The organism is Vibrio viridaestus (assembly GCF_003856525.1).
Taxonomy (GTDB): Bacteria; Pseudomonadota; Gammaproteobacteria; order Enterobacterales; family Vibrionaceae; genus Vibrio; species Vibrio viridaestus.
Window position 1 is genome coordinate 466,789 of sequence record NZ_RJVQ01000001.1, and the last position, 20,334, is coordinate 487,122.

At 41.0% G+C, this 20,334-nt stretch carries 23 protein-coding genes; 7 read left to right on the forward strand and 16 right to left on the reverse strand.

The genetic code is table 11. The features are described 5' to 3' along the window. Positions 1 to 126: 126 nt before the first annotated feature. The gene (locus EES38_RS02170) at positions 127 to 1,155 is read left to right on the forward strand and encodes a substrate-binding domain-containing protein (protein ID WP_439333235.1); all 1,029 of its coding nucleotides are present in this window, start codon (positions 127 to 129) and stop codon (positions 1,153 to 1,155) included. Positions 1,156 to 1,168: 13 nt separating this feature from the next. Here EES38_RS02170 and idi read toward each other — a convergent pair whose 3' ends face one another. The 5 genes from idi to ectA all read right to left on the reverse strand — a co-directional run bounded on the left by idi (position 1,169) and on the right by ectA (position 5,576). Next, positions 1,169 to 1,693, reverse strand: coding sequence for an isopentenyl-diphosphate Delta-isomerase (idi, locus tag EES38_RS02175; protein ID WP_124935519.1), 525 nt, complete (start codon positions 1,691 to 1,693; stop codon positions 1,169 to 1,171). Between the two features lie 147 nt (positions 1,694 to 1,840). After that, positions 1,841 to 3,259: an aspartate kinase gene (locus EES38_RS02180; protein ID WP_124935520.1), complete on the reverse strand. Its 1,419-nt coding sequence runs from the start codon at positions 3,257 to 3,259 to the stop codon at positions 1,841 to 1,843. 58 nt (positions 3,260 to 3,317) lie between these two features. After that, positions 3,318 to 3,710 carry an ectoine synthase gene (locus tag EES38_RS02185; protein WP_124935521.1) on the reverse strand — a complete coding sequence of 131 codons (393 nt, stop codon included), beginning with the start codon at positions 3,708 to 3,710 and terminating at the stop codon, positions 3,318 to 3,320. Positions 3,711 to 3,734: 24 nt separating this feature from the next. Beyond that, positions 3,735 to 5,000 (reverse strand): diaminobutyrate--2-oxoglutarate transaminase, encoded by a 1,266-nt coding sequence (gene ectB, locus EES38_RS02190; RefSeq protein WP_124935522.1) that lies wholly within the window; start codon positions 4,998 to 5,000, stop codon positions 3,735 to 3,737. A 39-nt stretch (positions 5,001 to 5,039) separates the two neighbouring features. Next, positions 5,040 to 5,576 carry a diaminobutyrate acetyltransferase gene (gene ectA / locus EES38_RS02195; RefSeq protein ID WP_124935523.1) on the reverse strand — a complete coding sequence of 179 codons (537 nt, stop codon included), beginning with the start codon at positions 5,574 to 5,576 and terminating at the stop codon, positions 5,040 to 5,042. Positions 5,577 to 6,183: 607 nt separating this feature from the next. Between ectA and EES38_RS02200 the strand changes: the two genes are divergently transcribed. Next, entirely contained in the window at positions 6,184 to 7,629 is a 1,446-nt protein-coding gene (locus EES38_RS02200; protein WP_124935524.1) for an AMP-binding protein, read from the forward strand. A 162-nt stretch (positions 7,630 to 7,791) separates the two neighbouring features. Here the strand turns inward: EES38_RS02200 and EES38_RS02205 are convergent, their stop codons facing one another. The 8 genes from EES38_RS02205 to EES38_RS02240 form a co-directional block, all read right to left on the reverse strand. Next, positions 7,792 to 9,213 (reverse strand): ATP-binding protein, encoded by a 1,422-nt coding sequence (locus EES38_RS02205; protein WP_243694133.1) that lies wholly within the window; start codon positions 9,211 to 9,213, stop codon positions 7,792 to 7,794. Next, positions 9,203 to 9,859 carry a response regulator gene (locus tag EES38_RS02210; RefSeq protein WP_124935525.1) on the reverse strand — a complete coding sequence of 219 codons (657 nt, stop codon included), beginning with the start codon at positions 9,857 to 9,859 and terminating at the stop codon, positions 9,203 to 9,205. Before EES38_RS02210 ends, EES38_RS02205 begins: the two co-directional genes overlap by 11 nt. 2 nt (positions 9,860 to 9,861) lie before the next feature. Further along, positions 9,862 to 10,494 carry a tetratricopeptide repeat protein gene (locus EES38_RS02215; protein ID WP_124935526.1) on the reverse strand — a complete coding sequence of 211 codons (633 nt, stop codon included), beginning with the start codon at positions 10,492 to 10,494 and terminating at the stop codon, positions 9,862 to 9,864. A gap of 9 nt (positions 10,495 to 10,503) precedes the next feature. Next, complete coding sequence (locus EES38_RS02220) at positions 10,504 to 11,316, reverse strand: SDR family oxidoreductase (protein WP_124935527.1); 813 nt, start codon at positions 11,314 to 11,316, stop codon at positions 10,504 to 10,506. Further along, positions 11,306 to 11,968, reverse strand: coding sequence for an iron-containing redox enzyme family protein (locus EES38_RS02225; RefSeq protein WP_124935528.1), 663 nt, complete (start codon positions 11,966 to 11,968; stop codon positions 11,306 to 11,308). Before EES38_RS02225 ends, EES38_RS02220 begins: the two co-directional genes overlap by 11 nt. A gap of 11 nt (positions 11,969 to 11,979) precedes the next feature. Continuing rightward, positions 11,980 to 13,473: an AMP-binding protein gene (locus EES38_RS02230; RefSeq protein WP_124935529.1), complete on the reverse strand. Its 1,494-nt coding sequence runs from the start codon at positions 13,471 to 13,473 to the stop codon at positions 11,980 to 11,982. Positions 13,474 to 13,479: 6 nt separating this feature from the next. Next, positions 13,480 to 14,076: a thermostable hemolysin gene (locus EES38_RS02235; RefSeq protein WP_124935530.1), complete on the reverse strand. Its 597-nt coding sequence runs from the start codon at positions 14,074 to 14,076 to the stop codon at positions 13,480 to 13,482. A 117-nt stretch (positions 14,077 to 14,193) separates the two neighbouring features. Next, a complete protein-coding gene (locus EES38_RS02240; RefSeq protein ID WP_124935531.1) occupies positions 14,194 to 14,775 on the reverse strand; it encodes a class I SAM-dependent DNA methyltransferase in 582 nt (193 codons plus the stop codon). A 342-nt stretch (positions 14,776 to 15,117) separates the two neighbouring features. Between EES38_RS02240 and EES38_RS02245 the strand changes: the two genes are divergently transcribed. The 4 genes from EES38_RS02245 (at position 15,118) to speG (ending at position 16,940) form a co-directional block, all read left to right on the forward strand. Further along, positions 15,118 to 15,603 carry an acyl-CoA thioesterase gene (locus tag EES38_RS02245; RefSeq protein WP_124935532.1) on the forward strand — a complete coding sequence of 162 codons (486 nt, stop codon included), beginning with the start codon at positions 15,118 to 15,120 and terminating at the stop codon, positions 15,601 to 15,603. An 88-nt stretch (positions 15,604 to 15,691) separates the two neighbouring features. Then, complete coding sequence (locus EES38_RS02250; RefSeq protein WP_124935533.1) at positions 15,692 to 15,937, forward strand: hypothetical protein; 246 nt, start codon at positions 15,692 to 15,694, stop codon at positions 15,935 to 15,937. Between the two features lie 57 nt (positions 15,938 to 15,994). Beyond that, positions 15,995 to 16,390 carry a DUF2391 family protein gene (locus tag EES38_RS02255; protein WP_124935534.1) on the forward strand — a complete coding sequence of 132 codons (396 nt, stop codon included), beginning with the start codon at positions 15,995 to 15,997 and terminating at the stop codon, positions 16,388 to 16,390. A 13-nt stretch (positions 16,391 to 16,403) separates the two neighbouring features. After that, positions 16,404 to 16,940 carry a spermidine N1-acetyltransferase gene (gene speG, locus EES38_RS02260; RefSeq protein ID WP_124935535.1) on the forward strand — a complete coding sequence of 179 codons (537 nt, stop codon included), beginning with the start codon at positions 16,404 to 16,406 and terminating at the stop codon, positions 16,938 to 16,940. 31 nt (positions 16,941 to 16,971) lie between these two features. Here the strand turns inward: speG and EES38_RS02265 are convergent, their stop codons facing one another. Further along, positions 16,972 to 17,574 carry a 2OG-Fe(II) oxygenase gene (locus EES38_RS02265; protein ID WP_124935843.1) on the reverse strand — a complete coding sequence of 201 codons (603 nt, stop codon included), beginning with the start codon at positions 17,572 to 17,574 and terminating at the stop codon, positions 16,972 to 16,974. 113 nt (positions 17,575 to 17,687) lie between these two features. Continuing rightward, on the reverse strand, positions 17,688 to 17,966 hold the full coding sequence (gene ppiC, locus EES38_RS02270; RefSeq protein ID WP_124935536.1) for a peptidylprolyl isomerase PpiC: 279 nt from the start codon (positions 17,964 to 17,966) through the stop codon (positions 17,688 to 17,690). Between the two features lie 173 nt (positions 17,967 to 18,139). Here ppiC and EES38_RS02275 point away from each other — a divergent pair, with 173 nt between their 5' ends. Further along, a complete protein-coding gene (locus tag EES38_RS02275; RefSeq protein WP_124935537.1) occupies positions 18,140 to 19,057 on the forward strand; it encodes a chemotaxis protein in 918 nt (305 codons plus the stop codon). A gap of 31 nt (positions 19,058 to 19,088) precedes the next feature. Here EES38_RS02275 and EES38_RS02280 read toward each other — a convergent pair whose 3' ends face one another. Next, a complete protein-coding gene (locus tag EES38_RS02280; RefSeq protein ID WP_124935538.1) occupies positions 19,089 to 20,306 on the reverse strand; it encodes an alanine racemase in 1,218 nt (405 codons plus the stop codon). Positions 20,307 to 20,334 lie beyond the last annotated feature (28 nt).

The following is a 20,334-nucleotide window of genomic DNA, read 5'->3' on the forward strand; positions in this document are numbered from 1 at the left end:
TTAAAGCTATAAGAATCCCTCTAGAACAGGACTGCTATCGTGCTAATTTTTAGACTAAATCCACTTGTAATCTTACTTTATAGTCTGGTGTTTTTTTCAACACCCTCATTCAGCGGCAAAGATAACATAAAAACCGCACAATCGATAAATCAATCGGAACAAAATAGCGATGTAATAACTCGTAATTTTCAAAATACCGTAAGTAGTAACAGTAAACCCACTACATTAAATCTAGATGATAAAGTAAAAATCGCACTAATATATCCTAGTGCCGATATTTCAGATTTTTGGATAAGGAATTATAAAGCTCTTATTAAGAGATTGAACGAACTCAATATTCCTTACGAGATACAAGAATTCTCGTCGCGACAAATAGAGCACGCACTACAAACAAAATATATCGATGATGTTCTCGATAACGCCTCTTCCTACGACTTTGTCATATTCGGCCCATCAGAACTCGAAGTTCAATCAAAGAATATTCAGAAACTGTCAAAATCAACAGAGTTCAAAACTTTTATTTGGGCTTTTCATACACCCAATCCGAGTTGGCATTACACACCTGATGCCTGGTTTGATTTCTCAAGTTCAATGGGTGCACAAGTCTTGTGTCACTATCTGATCGAGGATCTTGGTACCGATGTTAATTTTGCGCTGAATCGAGGTATTCCAGGTGTAACGGATGACCAACGCTCCCAAGAATTCTCAGACTGTGTCGAAGAGAACGGTAATTGGCTCAACATGTATGAGCACTTTGGACAGTATCAAAAGAAAGGGGGTGAAGATGGTGCAAAACTGATCGTCAAGAACTTTCCGGAAGTGACGATGCTCCATAACGCGAATACGGCTATGACGATGGGTGCAATAGACGCTTTAACAGAGTTAGGTAAGGTAAATGATATTTTCATTACTGGATGGGGCGGTACGGCAAAAGAAGTGGAGAAAATCAAGGAAGGTGTTCTCAATGCGACACCAATGCGCATGAGTGACGATGTGGGTGTGGCCACTGCCGAAGCGATTAAATACTATTTGGAAGGTCGAGCAGATCAAGTCCCCACCATTTATTTGGGCCGAATAACGGTAGCAAGCAGTAAAATGTCACCTGAACAACTTGAAATGCTGTCACAAGAGGCCTTTCGTTATTCAGGCGAATGAAAATTATAGCGTGTCAAAGTGATTTGATGAGCGCGAGTTGCTGAACCATCCATGGGCTATAAGCCCATGGCGTTAGTTTCACCGCAGATTGAATATCCACTGGTTCAGCCCATTTGTAATCCATGACTTCATCAGGATTCACGTCTGGCTCTGAATTTGTCACTGCGAGAAATACTGGGCAAAATTCGTGTTCTACGATACCAGAGGCATCCCGTTCACAGTATTGGAAGTGCTCTAAAAGCATATCAATTCGTTCTAATTCGAGCCCTAACTCAAACTTGATTCGCCGTCTGATAGCAGCATCGAAGCTTTCACCAGGCATTGGATGACCACACGCAGAATTTGTCCAAACACCGGGCCAAGCGATTTTAGATAACGAACGGCGAGTTACTAAAAGTTCACCTCGTCCATTTTTTATATAACAAGAAAAAGCAAGATGCAGGGGCGTGTCGTGGGTATGAACTGTCGCTTTATCTGCGTGCCCAATCGGCTCTAAAGCATCATTTAGCAACACAACATATTCGTTGGCATCTTTCATTGCGATTTTCCTATTGATATCAGGGCGACGGATCTTAATGGAACTATATGCTCAATGTAAAGAGGGCTCGAATATGAGAATAGCCATAAATAGAAAAAGCAGGAGATCTCTCTCCTGCTTTTTATGTCAATCCCGCATTTTATGCTATTAAGCTGCAGACTTCTCTGGCACGGCTTTTGTTTCAATAAGTGCATCATGCAACGCCCTTATCGCCGTATTATAATCACTGTCTTCGACACTGAACTGAACGTTCACGTTGCGCATTGAAGAATGAACAGCCATAGGTTTCACATCAGCGTTTTTCAAGGCGGTCATACCCTCGCTAAGAACACGGTTGGTATTCATTTGAGCACCAATCGCCGAAATCAACGCGACCATTTTTCCTGAAACCGATGCTTTCGGATAACGATTTTCAGTGCGGAATAACACTCGATTTAAGCTTTCACTATTACCATTCAGGTAATACGTCATTGAGTTAGCATTCATCTCTTTACCGATAAGATGTACCTGCTCTTCCGCAATAATTTCCATCAACTCATAACTCACGTTATCAATCACTCCGACCATTTTCTGATCGAAAATATGTAACGCGAATACCTTGTTACGACCAGCGATGATTTCAACGTTGTCTTCCACTGGATTGAAGTGGTTGGAGATTAATGTCCCATCATGTTCCGGTTCAAATGTATTTTTCACAACAAGAGGGATATCTTTCTCGCGTAATCCTGCTGCCGCATTTGGGTGAATGGCTTCCATTCCCAAATTCGCCAATTGATCAGCAACGTCAAAGTTCGTTTTACCCATAGGCCTAACGTCATCAGGTCCGACAATTCTCGGGTCAGCCGTACTTAGATGATATTCTTTGTGAATAATAGCTTGATCTGCACCGGTAAGTGATGCGATCTTACTGAACGTCATCTCACTATAACCGCGATCATACGTTTTCATCAGCCCTTCATCACAATACGCATACCCTGTCACGATCGGTAACTCTTTAGATACATCAATTTCGTTAAATACATCTTTTATAACGTCATCAAGTGAGCCGTTTTTATGCTTATTCCAACCTGATAAGTCGACAAACGTTGCTTCCACACCATGCAATTTCAACTTGAGTACTGTATTGAAAGCACTTTGAGCTTCCCCAAGAGATGATAAGAATTCTCTTATCTGGGGAAGATAGTGAGACAATGAAAACTGCCCGTATTGACAGGTTTCCATCAAGTTCTGGATACAGCTTTTCGCTTCAGCGATACGAGCTCGGATGAATTTATCCGCTCTCATTCTGCTCATCGGATCCGCAAAGATGTTCTGGTTGATCAGCGTCATTCGCTGCTCCAACTCAGACATTCCCTCTTCCCACGCCTCATCACGCTTAGCGATAAGCTGATAAATGCCCGGTTTACCGGTTTTTTTACACTCAAGAAGTGCATCGGTAATCCCGGAATAAGCTGAGACAACGAATACTCGGTTATACGGGTTTTCAGGTTTTAATAGAATATTATCCAGGACGGCATCAAATGCCGTCATAGATGTACCACCGATTTTCTCTACGGTGTAAGACATGATATCTCCTCGATCAAGTTACTAATGGTGACAACGAAACGATGCTATTATTGTTTACTTAGTCAACAATAGGATAAACACCAGAGTCGTCGTGAACCTCTTTACCTGTCAATGGAGGATTGAAAACACAAGCCATCACCATATCCTGGCCTTTATAGGCTCTTAAATAGTGCTCATCATGTTTATCTAATACGTAAAGCGTTCCCGGTTTAATTGGGTACGTTTCACCACCAACAACTTCTATCTCACCAGTACCAGAAATACAGTACACAGATTCGAGGTGGTTTTTATAGTGAATATGAGTTTCCGACTCTTTGTAGATAGTCGTAATGTGGAAAGAAAATCCCATATTGTCATCTTTTAATAACATACGGACACTTTCCCATGTGCCAGTTTCGGCAATAACTCGACGTTCACTGTTAATACATTCTTCTAATGTTCTTACAATCATTTTTAATCCCTTGCTAAATTCTTATTAAGATGCTTTTTTCAAGTACTGAGCGGCAATTGACTTAGTTGCATTCTCAAAGATGCTCAAACCTTCTTCTAATTCATTCTGACTAATTGTCAGAGGACAGAAGAATTTAATCACTTCATCATTGGGGCCTGCAGTTTCTATAATTAAGCCGTTTTTAAAACATTCACGAGCAACATCACTCGCTGCGTCACCGGATACACATTCAATACCCTGCATTAAACCGCGACCTTTTTGGCGCTCGAATACTTCCGGATACTGACGAATCCACTGGTTTATTTTTTTAGACACGATTGAGCTACATGTTTGAATATGTTCTTCAAACTGACTATCTTGCCAGTACGTCTCAATCGCCTTCGTTGCTGTCACAAAGGCATGGTTGTTACCGCGGAAAGTACCGTTGTGCTCACCGGGCTTCCAGTCATCCAGTTCAGGCTTAAGCAATACGATTGCCATAGGTAGACCGTAACCACCAATCGACTTGGATAAGGTTACGATATCAGGCTTAAGACCCGCAGGTTCAAAACTAAAGAATGTACCAGTTCGGCCACAGCCCGCCTGAATATCATCGACAATCATAAGAATGTCGTTCTGACGACAGATTTTCTCTAGACGCTGCAACCAAGTCGTTGATGCAGCGTTTAACCCACCCTCTCCTTGTACTGTTTCAACGAGTACAGCTGCAGGTTTATCCAAACCAGAAGAGTTATCGTTTAACTGAGTCTCAAATAAAGTAAGACCATCAATATCCGCATAGCCTTCATACGGAATCCGTGATACGCCAGTTAGCGCATGACCAGCTCCACCTCGGTGATGCTGATTACCTGTTGCAGCTAACGCACCATAAGAACAACCATGGAAACCATTCGTAAACGCAACGATATTTGAGCGCCCTTTAACTTTGCGTGCCAGTTTCATCGCGGCCTCAACGGCATTGGTACCAGTTGGTCCAGTAAATTGAACTTTATAGTCCAGTTCTCTTGGAGCCAATATATGCTTCTGAAGCGCTTGAAGAAACTCAGCCTTAGCCTCAGAATGCATATCAAGACCATGCGTAATCCCATCTTGATCGATGTAATCAAGTAACGCTTGCTTTAAAATCGCGTTATTGTGACCGTAGTTCAATGCCCCTGCTCCCGCTAGGAAGTCTAGGTAACGATCACCTGACTCAGTGAATAGACAGCTTCCTTTCGCAGTTTTAAATACCACTGGGAAGTTGTTTGCATAAGATTTTACGTTTGACTCTTTCTTCTTAAAGATATCCATAACTAGGTTTTATTGACCTCGTTTAGTAAGTAAATTGAATTATTGGTTAAGCGGGATTCGATACAAATATTCGGTATCGTGCTCCCCTTTGAAATGGCGAATTTCATCAAGAAACGTGGTAACTTGACCTCGTTTACCGTGTGCCTTATCCAACTTTTTGAACAGGTTCCAAGAACCTTCGTTGTCTTCAGTAATTGTTGTTTCGATGCTGGCGACATTTCTAAGCTCATCGCGTATCAAAAGCTGCTGTAACATACGAAATGCAAGCCCTTGCCCTCTAGCCTTGGGATGAACCGCAACCTGCCAAATGAATAACGTCTTTTCTTCATCAGGCTTTAAGTATGCGGAAATGAATCCAAGAGCCTTACCGTCTTGCTCAACAATCAAGCAGGTGTCTTGAAAATGCGTTGATTGTAAAAAATTACAATACGCGGAGTTCTCGTCCAATGGTGGACAATTCGAGATTAATTCATGTATCTGCTTGCCATCGCTACGCGTTGGCTTCCTAAAAGTTGTACCGCTATTTTTTCTTTCTTGTTTTACAGGTTCTGCAACCCTTGGTGCTGAAGTAATCATGTTCAATCCATTAATTATTTAGAACTCTAACAAAATTCCTTTACAACACTAACATAATAACGCCTCATTTCAAGGTTAATTTTAGGTAAAAATCGCATAATAACCTCTAAGTGATTGATATTTTAAGAATAAATACAAGAAAATTAATTAAATCATTTAAATTAAATTATTTAGACATATAAATGAAATATTAGTTATTAACAATATTAAGTTTGTTCTCAAGATCAAATTTGCTCTAACAAGTAAGAATAAAATTATCATTAGCACTTTGACTCCCCCTTGCATTTTGCAATTGCAAATTGCAACAATCTTGCTAATAACATAGCCAACATGATGCACAATTAACCAAATTCAGACATTTAATCCCCCTTAAAATCTGGCATAGATCATGCTTAATATTAGATGACCCTTTATTAGCTAAAGGGTCACCTAGCCAACTGACGTTGTTAGTGAATTAAATTTGTTCACGAGTTATAACCACTTGTATATTTGTACAGGTGGTTTTTTTTTGCTGTATTTACCACTATTAAGCAGGCAAATTTGACTTTCCGAGGTTATCTAATAAGACTTTAATCAATTACTTATAAAGATTAAGTAGGCAACCTAGATGGACGATAGGAAAGCAAACTCAGTGACTTTGGCAAACTACCCCATCAGTCATTCAGTGCATCAATTTATCCAACATATCAACATGCAGGGTGAAGCAATTTCAGACTACTCACAGCTTCTCCAATGGTCGATTTCCCATAGCCAAAGATTTTGGCAGGAAGTTTGGCAGTACTGTGATGTCATCGGGTATCGAGGAGAATGTGTGTTAGGAGAAAAAGTACCTTCAGAAAGAAGCTTTGATCCGCTGCTCGACTCCATTTGGTTTCCTGACGCTCAATTAAATTATGCGGAAAATCTTCTTTCATTCGCCTATCAAGAGCCTGAACGTGTTGCTATTTACTACTACAGTGAGAGTGGCGACGCCAAAACAATGACTTGGCAGGAGCTTTCAGATAAGGTATCTATCATTCAACAGTGGCTACAACAAAATCATATTGGCAAATCTGATGTTGTTGCCTCGATGTTGCCTGTCGGTATTGAGAATATCATTGCCTTTTTAGCAGTCAGTAGTCTTGGTGCTGTTTATTCATCAATAGCACCTGAATGTATTGATTCAACGGCAACGCCAACCTTACTCAAACAACTTCGCCCTAAAGCGATGTTTTGCGCGAATGGGTATATCGATGATGGGAAAATAGTAGACCTCTCTCGCCTAAACCAACATATCTGTTCAGCATTAAGTTCCCTCAATATCGTATGTCAGGTAGAACACATCCGCTATGATGAAGAAAGTAATGATTTCAATGACGACTTTTCTGACTGGGAAGCCGTGCTGGCGAGTTACATTCCAAGAAGCCTCAAGTACGAACGTGTCTGGTTTAACGCCCCTCTTTATTTATGTTGTGACGAGGAACAGATAATTCGAGAACACTCCGTAGGCACGGTGATATTAAATCATCTTAAAGATCAGCAACTACAGTTAGGAATAACGGAGAAAACAGTTTGCTATTCTTCGTTCAAAATGTCTGATCCACGAACGCTATGGTCTCTTACAATGTTAGCAAGTGGCGCATCATTAGTCCTATATGAAGGTAATCCAGCATTTCCTTCAACTGAACGATTTTTTAAATCATTGCAAGAATCGAGTACTAACTTTCTTTTTATTGAAAGCACGCTAGTCAATAAGCTAACAGGAGCCGTGGGCTCAATAGCCACATTTGAGAGCGTATTACCAGAAATAAGTACGGCTTTGCTTCCTGAATCAGATTGGGATGCAGCAAATCAGGACAAACTACGCAGCGTGTTTGGTCACCAGGTCAAACTGATAGGAGGAGCCTTTAACAACTCAGATTGTGAAACTTTGTATTTTGTACAATATGCCGATCATGCAAACGAGCGTTTCACGGCTTTAGGCTATCAACTAGATAAATCACAGCCATTTAAAAGCTTAAATATCTATCCACACTCGTCCAAACTGCTGAAACCTAGTATGCATGAAGACTAAAATCATAAAAGAAAAGGTGACATTTCAGTCACCTTTCTATTTAGTTTTTAATTTTCGCTATTCTTTCTAGCCATTGTTATTAGTGGTGTTACTAACTCAGTATCAGCGATATTGAAAACTCATAGATAAAGACAGGTTAAAAACCTATTCCGTTTTAGAAACTCAACTATTAAAGCGCTTTAATTCAACCAAAAACGTGTTCTTATCCTCACTTCTTGGTAAAAGTTCAATTTTTCCATTGTGCAGCTCCACTATATCTTTTGTTATTGCCAAACCAAGACCTGCACCATCTCCTCGCTCTCGATTAGAACGATAAAAACTCTCAAACAGTTTTTCACGAGTTTCATCACTCACATTAGCCCCAGTATCAGAGACAAAGACATTTACAAAATCGTCATCATCAAATTTTATATCAACGCTGATTTGAGTGTTATTACCGGAATACCGAATTGCATTATCGACTAAGTTTGTGAAGAGTAGGCGTAAAAATGATTCATCACCCTCGACTATTACATCCTCACCGATAAAGGATAAATCCTGGCTATTTTTCAACGCGAGTGGCACAAGATCAGATATCACTTCACGCAACAAAGAAGACAGGTCAATATTGGAAAAATGAAGTTCATGCACACTCTCAACTCTTGCCAAAGTGAGCAGTTGCTGAATAAGACGGTCCGAACGCTCAATGCCTCTGATCATCTGTTTAAAATCTGAATTTAATTCTTCCTTAGTTCGGCTGAGCTGTGCATTTTCGACATTCAATCTAAGTACTGCCAATGGCGTTTTAAGTTCGTGCGCCGCCATTCGAGTAAAGCGCTTTTCTCTCTTCCAAGCATTAGCAAGTTCATCAAGAAGGGAGTTAAGTGCGTTAACAAGTGGCGATAGCTCAGTAGTATCTTGACTAACGGATATTGCATCTAGCTTGTTTACACTCCGCTGCATAATAGCCCAACGTAACTCGGCTATCGGCTTAAAATTACGTTCTATCAACCAGAACAGCAAAAATGCAATGAAAGGAACTAAGATAACCTGTGGTAATAAACTCGATAATGCTAATTCAGCCATCATTTCATTACGGATAGATTGTTTTTCCGCGACAATAATGTACAGATTATTTTTAATTCCGTCTTGAGATATATCGTGCAATTGGAAAAAGCGCCACTCTTGCCCATCAGCGAAGGTATATCCGAAACCGGAAAACTCATCACTATGAGGAATAGGACCCGCCTTGGGTTGTGAGTTCCAAACTAGGCGATTATCGCGGTATACCCGAATAAGGATATTCTCTTCATAAGGATGACCATAGGTTGTACTCTTATCACTTCCTTTTGCAAGCGTCTTAATTTGCTCAAGCCAGTGTTCTAAGCGTTTGTTGGACTGCTGAAGATTGATGTCATTGTTATCAGATGCGACTGTCAAAAGGAACAGTTTTGCTGTTTGACTTAAGCGTGCATCGTAAACTTCATAAACCTCGTGTCTCGAAGATTGGTAGCTAAAGTAAAGAGCTACACACATGAATATTAGCGTGAGAGAAATGACCGAATAAGTCAGTCGACGCTTAATTGAGTAGGGTTTATTTTTCAATGATATAACCCACCCCGCGGATATTTTTAATAACCGATGAGTCTATCTTACGACGAAGATTATGGATATGCACCTCAATCGAATTATCGCTCCCGCCATCATCCCATCCGTGTAAAGACTGAATCAGCTGGTCTTTACTCAATACTCTCCCTGCACAACTTATAAGCGTAGAAAGAATCTTATATTCATTAACGGTTAATTTTAGAGTGTTCCCTTGAAAACTTACGGACTGATTATCGAGATTTAGTAATAATTCTTGTACCTCGATATTATTTTCCGTCGTCCCGGATAGCCTGCGAATCATCACTCGGAGACGCGCAAGAAGTTCCTCTAACGCAAAAGGTTTTACAAGATAATCGTCAGCCCCATTATCAAGCCCACGGACTCTATCCTCGATTTCGTCTCTCGCGGTTAGAATCATGACAGGAATCGAAAATCCAGCTTGTCTAACCTGCTTTAGGACGTTAAAACCACTGATATCAGGTAGCATGATATCTAATATCATAGCGGTGAACGTCTCCGTTTTTAGAGCGGATACAACCCCCGCACCTCTCTCCAGCCAGTCTACGGTGTATCCCTGTCGAGAAAGAGATGCCACCATCGATTCACCTAACATGACATCATCTTCAACTAAAAGAATTCTCACGATTATTTTAATTCCGCTAAACGTTTTTTAATTTCTTGCTGTCGCCCCTGATCCGCCAACTCACGCCCGGGTCTTGGGGAAGCATTAAGAGCCTTAGTTAAATATATGATAGCTTTATCGTTTCTACCATCTTCAGCTAAGAAATCACCATAGAAATAATTAGGGTCGATCCCATCAGGGTTAATTTCTAATGCTTTTTTAAGAAGCTGCTCTGCTTTATCGTCATCACCAAAGGCAACAGGCCAACCGGGAACTTTATAATAAAGCGAGCCAAGACTAGTATACGCAGACCCGTCTAATGCTTTAGGATCTGCATCTATCGCGTCCTCAAGAAGTTTTTTTGCTTCTTTCACTAAAGGAAGAGCCCCGAGCCCGCCCTTAGCACCGGCTAAAGAACTTTTGTTAATGGCTAACCATATTTTTAGATCGGTCCTGTCAGGCGCATTGGAAACAGCTTGTTGATTACGTTTGATCAAATTTTCAAAACAAAAGATCTGATTGTCTTCGTCTTTACTTTGATACTGACACTCCGCCCATTTTTTCTGAATGCCAGTCAAAGGGTCAGGGATAGATGCTTGAGCATAAAATGTGCTCATCGATACCGCTATAATCGGTAAAATAACGAAAAATTTCATGAGATGCTCCTAATTCCTCGCCGCTGTAATATATCGATAAATGACAGGTAACTGCTTATGAATCGATCGTGATACAACGTTTGGGAGTAATTGATTTATGCGCACAAAGAGTTTTTCAGGCCATCCTAACCAGTGACATGACGCCTCTCTTTCAACGATATGCAACGCTTTCTTGGCAACATATTCAGGTAAATCAACGTGGTTCTTAAGTTCAGTATTTAAATTATTAACAGAGTGAGAATTCAAGGAAGTTTTGGTCGCTCGAGGGGCGAGATACAGCACTTTGATATTCGAGCCATAAAGTTCCCGATTGAGCGCCTCACTAAAACGATATAAACCCGCTTTAGCCGCGCCATATACGGTATAGCCCGGATAGCCAATACCGCCAAAAGTAGAGCCAATATTAAGAATTATCCCTGGCTGCTTGAGCCAACCACAGATTGCCAGTTTGCTAATTAGAATTGGTGCGACGAGATTTAACGCTATTTCGCTCTCAATATTATCCATCTCACGTCGGCTGAGCAGTTGAAACTGGTTAGAGCCCGCGTTATTAATCACGATGTCTATGCGCTGCCCTGAAGTGGAAACTCTCTCTTGGATTCGTCGGTCTAAATCACTAATAGCGTCTGTTTTTGTAATGTCGCAAGGCATACAAATGTGTTGTTCTGCACTAGCAAGCTGGTTTTTTAATTGGCTTAACTTGCTTTCACTTCGCGAAACTAAAATGAGCTTTGCTCCCTGTTCGGCAAACTGTCGTGCAATTTGCTCACCAATACCACCTGTTGCGCCAGTCAGTAAAACGACTTTACCTTTAACGTCCATTATATTCTCCTGGGAGAGAACGAAGCATATTACCGTAAAGATGAAAAACCATATTTGCACTTGCAATAATGGCATTTTGATCTTCAACTGAATCAATCTTATTTACGATTTCTGCGAAGAACTGAATATGGTCTTGATCGAGTTCACTATGCGATGAAAGGTAAGTCAGTGCAGAATTGGGCAAAGCTAAAATATCTCGTACCTGTTTAGCAATCTGTCCACCGATACCGACACTAGTCCCTTCAAGCACCCAAACCATACCAAAAAATCCGATAGGATTTTGACGATCAATCTGATGATATAAATAAGATGTCATAAGCTCGATATCACGACCCGGATGACCAAATTCAGTCAGATCTGAATCACATCCACAAGCTCGTAAATCATTCAGAATCCACTGTTGATGTCCTTTTTCTTCATCGATGTATTCTGCGATAGCTTCTCTTAACCACTCATAGTTCGCTGGCAAACGACTACCACACGCCATAAGCAAAGGTACCGTATGCTTAACATGATGATAAGCTTGGCTGAGAAAGGCAGTATACTGGTCGAGAGTAATATTTCCTGCCAGACAGTTTCCTATAATTGGAGCCTGCAACATTTTCTCTCTGGCTCCGGCCGTTTCATTTATTAGTCTTTCAAAAAACATCATAGAATCCTCTTTTAGTTGGCCTTAATTTCGCACATCGATAAATAAGCAGGACGCTGAACACTTTGTTTCCAGTGCTGCAATTGTTGCTGAATATCTTGCCTTTTGGGTCTGCAATTTTGGGTAAAAAGTGGGGTAATTTGCGATGGGTCAGATACAACGGTAACGCTATGTATGCGAGCGTAGTCTGGCAATGTTTTATTTAACTCGTATAACGCTTCAACAATTTCTGGAACTTCGTTCCCTATTACCATTGCCGATAAAGAATCTTCTCCCTCGCCAACAACAGTAATCTTGCGCAGACTTGTCCATGAGTATGCTTGAGTTTCAATCCATTCCGGGGAGATATTTCGACCAAAACTCGAGATAATGATATTTTTTTTACGCCCAATCACGCGCAAGAAACCACTTTCAGTCCATTCACCCATATCACCAGTAGGGTAAGTTGTGGCAGTGTACTTTTCGCCGAGATATCCGAGAAAACCAGGAGGAGAAACACAAATCTCCCCACTCTCGATAGTAACAGTATGATGATCAAGCGGCTTGCCGACCGTACCGACTTTTGCATGCTGCGGTGAGTTAACACTGACGACCGATGCACACTCGGAAAGACCGTAACCTTCATACACAGGAAGCTCTGCTAACTGAGCTTTTTCGAGAAGCGATAGAGGAACCTTAGCTCCGCCAACAGCAATAAACTTAAGTCCTCGCTTGAGCTCAGGTGCTTCGTGGGTTACCCACAAAAGAGCCTCCAACAACGCAGGTGTCAACACCAATGTAGCAGGTCTATATTGCTCAAGGGCAGCATAAAATTGTTGTGGGTTAAACTGACTCGAACCGATAAGACCAACCTTATCACCAGACAAAATAACCGAGGGTATACCCGCTAGAATTGGTACATAAATGCCAGTAATATTTTCCAGTAATGTTGACAGAGGCAACATGACCAAGTGTCGGTCATGATTCTGACTTAGTTGAGGTAATTGGTCATAGAGTGATTGTGATACTCTTCCTAACTGTTCTGCACTCAAGCACACGCCTTTAGGCGTTCCTGTTGATCCTGACGTAAAGGTAATTTTAGCTGTTCCTTCCAATACGTTATCTGGTGAGAAACCGGTCAAAGTTTGGATATCAACATTTGGTGAGAGTTGCCCAAGGCAAAGCTCGGAAGACGAGCGGTTAGTCGTAACAAGACAATCAATACCTGCGCTTCGATAGAGATGTTGCTTTTGCGATTCACTAAAAAATACTGGCACGGGTACACAAGCAACATTAGCTGCTAATGCAGACAAATCTGCAATTAGCCACTCATATCCATTCTCGATCTCAATAGCAACACAGCGTACGTCGTTGCGAGTAAGTAGGCTAGAGACTCTATCGACTTCATCTATAAGTTGTTTATAGGTAATTAGCCGATCACTATTTGTTAAAACTTCTGTCGTGACAAACGCGAGCTCATGGGGTCTTTCAGAGGCAAGTATCCGTAATCGTTCAATTATATTAGACATGATTGGCTACCCAAATTTTCGATTAACATTGGTGGCTAAGGAGGTCAGTTGAGATTGGGCAACCTTGAGGTTTCCTAACACTAGTTGCGGTTGATGCGAATAGTATTGCCCCCAATTAGAGTAGCCATCCACACGTAGAGGATCAGCACTGCCAATCGATAATGGTTTTAAGCCCATACGCTCCATCAACGCAAATAATGGGGCAGTAACAGTACAGACGCACCATTCAAAACCCTGCTCAATTAAATACGAGGTCATAAGAGAAAAATGAATGAGAGAGAAACGATTTGAGAATGACGCCAGTTGCCCAAATTCGATAATGGATGAACGAGTCGCTACACCAAAGTGACGCTTAATAAGTAATTCTATTGGTTCATCGAGATATTGCTCTAGAAAAAGAGGCCGATATTGAGCATGTTGAAAGCCACAAGCAGAGATCAGCTTCTCGTGTTGATAAAGCACGAGATATTGAGGCATGAACTCATTCAAGGTTGCTTGAAATGCCCGAGAGTATCGCTGATATATGTAGTTCTCAATCTCTGATTTCTGGGGATGTTTCCCATCAACAAGTTTGAGTTCAAATCCAGAATAAGCCGTTTTCATACGTTAATCCTCACTTCACTGATGAAAAGATTAACGCGGTAAACTTAAGAGAATCTTAAGAAAAAACTGGGCAAGCCCAGTTTTATATAAAGAAGTGAAGAGGCGCGATGAAAATCACTATTTGACCGCCACGCCCATCATTACTGATTTGCCACCTTTAGCTGTTTTAAGACGATATGTATGCGACATTTTAACGCGACTAAAACCAGCCTGAATAAGCTCATCCTGCATTTGAATCGTACTGACACCTTCTGAACGATATTCGTCATCATTTATCCAATCCCAGTGAATAAAATAACCACCTTTATCCAAAAGCGAATAAATGATTTCAACAGCCTCAGAAAGATTATCTAAATATCCGCAAACTGAGCTGGCAACGACAATATCAAACTGCTTACGAAATGCTGGATGCTGAGCAACAAGGCCTCGCGTTAAAAAATCCACGACAGGCTCGACGTTACTTAAATCCTTTTTATCTAATTCTTCAATCATTAGCTCAGAACCATCTAGAGCGACAATAGATTTTGCTTTCATTGCTAAAAACTCAGTCATCAGCCCAGTCCCGCAGCCAAAATCAAGAATATGTTTACCCTCGATGTTGACGGTCTTATCTAGCAACTCATAAGCTCTATCTACGAACTCAATATTAACGTCGTCACTTTCCCATTGTGTTGCAAGTGCATCCCAATCGTTTGCCATCGTGGCCTCCATCATGCTTCAACTTTTTTACTTTTGGGAGAATATACAGAGAATAAACCAAAACAGTGTGAACTTCATAGAGTTACATCAACAACATAGTCCTGAAACATCGATTTTCTCGCAACAAAAAATAATTGTTAACGTCGTGCTCATCACAGTTCACCACTAATCATTGAAACATATACACACTAACTCTCAATTTTCTTTTGTAACTACCCTGTGTTTACTCTAAATCGATAACCAACAAGATTAAAATGAAAAATATTTGTTTCAATTGTTAATAAATTCAGACAATAATAAATTTATCATTGCTAATCCATCTAAACAGAAAATGGTATGCCTATGTCTAAGCAGAAAAGAGAGTTAACCCTTCGTTTCCTAGCAGAACCAGGTGACGTGAATTTTGGTGGTAAAGTTCATGGTGGCGCCGTCATGAAATGGATTGACCTTGCTGCTTATGCCTGCTCAGCAGCGTGGAGTGGTAAGTATTGTATTACTGCTTATGCTGGTGGGATTCGCTTCGTCGCACCAATTCTTGTAGGGAATCTAGTCGAGGTGAACGCAAAAATTGTTTATACCGGAAGAACATCAATGCACGTTGCAATAGATGTTCAGGCTAGCGATCCTAAGATGTTGGAAAACAGACTCACTACACACTGTATCGTTATCATGGTCGCGGTAGATGAACAGGGAAAACCAACAGATGTTCCAGAGTGGATACCAGTGGAAAAACAGGATATAGAGCTGCAGAAATCCGCAATCAAATTAATGAATATGCGCAAAGAAATTGGAGAAGAAATGCAAGCGCACGTTAAATATTTACTCTGATACTAAAATATCTGGCTTGTCATAATAAGTTCATGTAACTCCGCTTTAATCTGGTTTATGAAAATAGAATCAGATTAAAGGAGCGGCTTTGAACAGTTTGAATGTGACCCTCAGCCATTCAACACTTGAGAACACAAAGTCTGTTGAATATCAATGGGTTCGCTCTCTTTACGTTAGTGGCTACAACGAAGAACAAATTAATCACTATATACAGCAGTGTTTTGGTGGAGACGACATCTTTGCTAATCTTTTTCGCAAAGTGGCCTTGAATCAAGAAAGCCTTTACGTACTACTCCAATATATGGGACATGCTCCATCTTGTAGAGAATTTTGATCCTTTTTCCCGATTTTTCATTATTATAGTGGTAATGAAAAGCGAGAATGGGGCTATATGAAACTCTCATTTAATATGGAAGATGTAGGACAAGTTTGTGTTGGCGCTTTCGCCCTAGCCGTCCCGATTTCTTTTTCTGAAGAAGCATGGCACCTAGCTCAAACACTTCCTAACGCCAACCTATGCTTTATTATTTTTTTGTCCATGTGTTTTTTGGCTGTGTTTGCCCACCAAAGCGTTTTTCAACGAAATATTCGCAAACGAATACCTGTGTTTATTTTTCGTATTGTTATCGCATATGTGATTGCATCCGTTGTGGTCGCGTTGGTATTAATTTCCCTGGATAAGTTACCTTTATACCAGGACCCACTTCTCAGTTTGAAGCGAATCATTGTCATCACAATGCCGGCATCCATGGGTGCAATAGTTGTCGATAGTTTCGATAAAGAATAATTAAGGTATATAAATGAAAGACGTATTAAAACTCAGAGCATTAGAACGAGATGACTTGAGATTTATTCATAACCTAAACAACAACCGCAATGTTATGACCTACTGGTTCGAGGAACCTTACGAGTCTTTTGACGAGTTGGAAGAACTGTACAATAAGCACATCCATGACAACGCTGAGCGCCGCTTTGTGGTTGAAAACTCAAATCAGCAGCTAATCGGTCTAGTGGAGTTGATTGAAATAAACTACATTCATCGCAGCGCAGAATTCCAGATCATCGTCGCGCCCGACTATCAAGGGCAAGGGTTTGCTCGAGATATTCTCAATAAAGCGCTGGATTATTCTTTTATGATTCTCAACCTGCATAAAGTTTACTTACATGTGGCAATAGAAAATGAAGTCGCGGTGCACGTTTATGAAAAAGCAGGCTTTATCGAAGAAGGACACTTAATTGAGGAGTTCTTTATCAATGGTCGATATCAAGATGTTAAACGGATGTACATGTTGCAAAACAGTTATCTTGCGAAGTTTGTAACAACGAAAGGTGAATAACGCGAAATGGCAGAGTTAACTCTGCCATTTTTTAGCGTGCTATATCCAATACAGATTCAGAAACGCCATTCACTCGAAACCAGCCAGCAATGCTATAGCGATCTTTTCGGCTTGGAAGCACCTCGTGAGGAAACTTCTCGGATAAGAATACAACCAGACGGCCACCTTTGGGTTCGATGTCCATTAGTTCACTATCGTCCTGGTTGTATACCTTTAATATTCCGGCATCTTCTGCAACCCATTCATCGTTTAAGTACATTACTGTTGTTAAACGTCGGTTGCTCATACCCTGAAAGGCATCCAGGTGCTTTTTATAAAAGTCGCCAGCAGCATAATGAGCAAAGTGAGCTTCGTACTCAAAGAGACCCAAATATAAAGCTCGATTCACCTGCTGACGCATATCTTCCATCTGAGATAGGTAGTGCGCGACGGGTAAGCCCATATCGCGTTGAATCCACTTTATCTCATCTCGTCTAACCGATTCGGCCAGCGTGTGCTGATCATCACGACCAATTCCAGCAGGCTTCCAGTTTTCTGGCAAACACGATTTTAAAGCGATAACTTCGTCATGGCTTAGAAAGTCATCCCAAACATACCAACCCACATCGGCAAGTTGGTCAATCATTCGATCTATGGACATCAAATTACGCTCTAATAAAAAGATGCCGCTTTATAAGCTAACTATGTCTGGGTGACAAACAAAGATAAGTTGTCAAAAGAACAAATAATTCTTATGCACAACAACCTTTAGGTTCTGTATAGAACCTTCACAATATGCCAGCCAAATTTGGTTTTTACTAACGTGGGTTTTAAGACCTCGCCTGAGAAACAAACTTTATCAAATGCTGGCACCATCTGGCCCTGACGAAATTCTCCGAGGTCGCCGCCTTTCTTACCTGACGGGCAGAGAGAATATTTTCTTGCCAGCGTTTGGAACTTAGCGCCTTTCGCCAGTTCTTTTAGAATGTCTTCAGCTTGGTTTTTGTGCTTTACAAGAATATGTAAGGCCGCTGCCGTTCTCGCCATAATGAATCCTCAAATCTAAAACGACGCGAAGTTTAAAGAAATCCCTACCGCGTGTCACCTCAAAATAGTAGCATGTGAATCAATAAAAATATCAATATCAAAAATATAGGGTTGAACCCTTACGAGGTTCGTTTACTATTTACTTAAGGTTGTTTATAAAAAGATAGGCAGTTATGGCAAAAGTAGCGAGCAAAGCAAATCAGTCTCAAGGCATGTTGATGTTCACCCTGAACTCTCAAAAACAGCTCTTTGCGATTGGCACTCTAAAAATACGAGAAATTGTCTCTTATATGCCAATGACTCAGATTCCGTACTCTCATAGAAACGTTATCGGTACGATCACGATTCGTAAGATCACCGTTCCTGTCATTGATATGGCGGCCGCCATTGGCTTTCGTCCAATCGCTCCCGAAGAGTACAAAGATTGCTATCTCATTGTCACGGATTGCTTAAGAACAGTCGTGGCATTTATGGTCAGAAGTATTGAAAAAATTATCGAATGTGACTGGAAAACCATCGAATCAGCTCCAGAGAGTGCCGGGCACAATGTATTCGTTACAGGGATAACCCGTTACAACGATAAGATCGTACAAATGATGGATGTTGAGCTTCTTCTTTCCAAAATTTATCCGCAATATGAGTCAACTAAGGTCCCTATGTTGACGGATATAGAGAGAGAAAGGTTACGTTCGTTTAATATTCTGCTGGTAGATGATTCAACCATAGCCCGTAAACAACTCTCTGATGCACTTGATAGCATCAATATCTCCTACGATATTTGTAAAAATGGTTTAGAAGCACTTGAAATGATGCGTCTACGAGCAAATCAGAATCGTCCGATTGATTTACTCGTTAGTGATATTGAAATGCCCGGGCTGGATGGCTATGAGCTGGCATTTGAAGTTCAAAACGACAGTCAGTTAAACCACTGTTACACCATATTGCATACATCTCTATCCAGTGAAATCTGTGTCGACAGAGCAAAACAAGTTGGGGCGCAGCAAGCTCTAGAAAAATTTAACGCCACAGAGCTTATCGTCGCGATGCTAAAAGGGGCGAAAACTCTTCAGGAAAAAGCAATGCAGAGCTAATCTGCATTGCCTATTTATTGGAATTGTTATTCTAAAAATAAGTTGGATACCAGTTAGTAATATTATCTTCGGCATCGCGAAATGCAATAAAACGCCATTTATCAAAGGTTAGACAAGGATGCGATGTCCCTAACACGACGATATCGCCCACTCGTAATTGACTTCCGTCATCCTGAACGAAGTAGTGCTGGTCCATGATATGAACACCTTTTAGCGAAGTGCCTGACTTTATCTCTATCTCATTACCATCACGAATAATGCGCAGTATCACTGGTAACCCAACATCATAAGCCATGTCACGCTTACCTGCCCCTATAATAGCTTTTCCTTGTTCAGGCGTAGAGATAACACTTGCCCAGACTTCAAGACATGATTTGAGATTGACCACAGAGCACGCATTTTTCGAACCAACCAGTCTTTTCTCAATATCCTCTTTGGCTTTAGCATAAATACCGGAATCTTGAACCACATAACAACCTGGTCTTAAAACAACATTGATATCATTTCTGTCTGCGAATGTCGTGGCAACAACATCGTACCAAGCTGAGCCTGAACCAGTAAGAATGGGCATAGTGACCTGATGATGTTTTATCAACCGTTCAGTAAACAATAATGCTCGGTCGAGAAAAGTTCTCACATTCTCAGCAGCATTCTCACCATTGACGACTCCTTCATATAACTCAACACCCATTAAATCAAGATTGGCGGATTGACGTATCATTTCTGCCAGTTCGCTCGCCTGCTCCTGAGTGCGACAGCCGCAACGGCCAGACTTTATCCCCAATTCGATCAATAAAGGAAACTTAACATTTTCTTCCTGAGCAATATTTTCGAGTTGCTTTAGTTGTTCTATAGAATCGACACAAGAATAAAGAGTCGCCGACGAATCTTTTATGAGCCTCGCCAGATGACGGGCAGTTCCTCTGCCTACAATTTGATTGGCAATAATAATATGCTCGGCTCCAGCACTAAGAGCGACTTCAGCCTGTGCCGGACTTGCTACGGTTATTCCCCATGCTCCTGCCGCCAACTGGCGTTTAAATATTTCAGGCACCATGGTTGTCTTCCCATGAGGACATAATTGAGTATTAAATTGTTCTGAGAACGACTGCATCCATTGAATATTACTCGTCATTGTTGATTCATCAATCACAGCACATGGGAGCGATATCGCATCATTTCGAAGAGAGTATTGCTCTAGTGCGACCGCAATTCCTTTTGTCCCTAATGGAAATTCTCTATCCAACATAACTTCTACCTACATGTCCTTTTCGTGT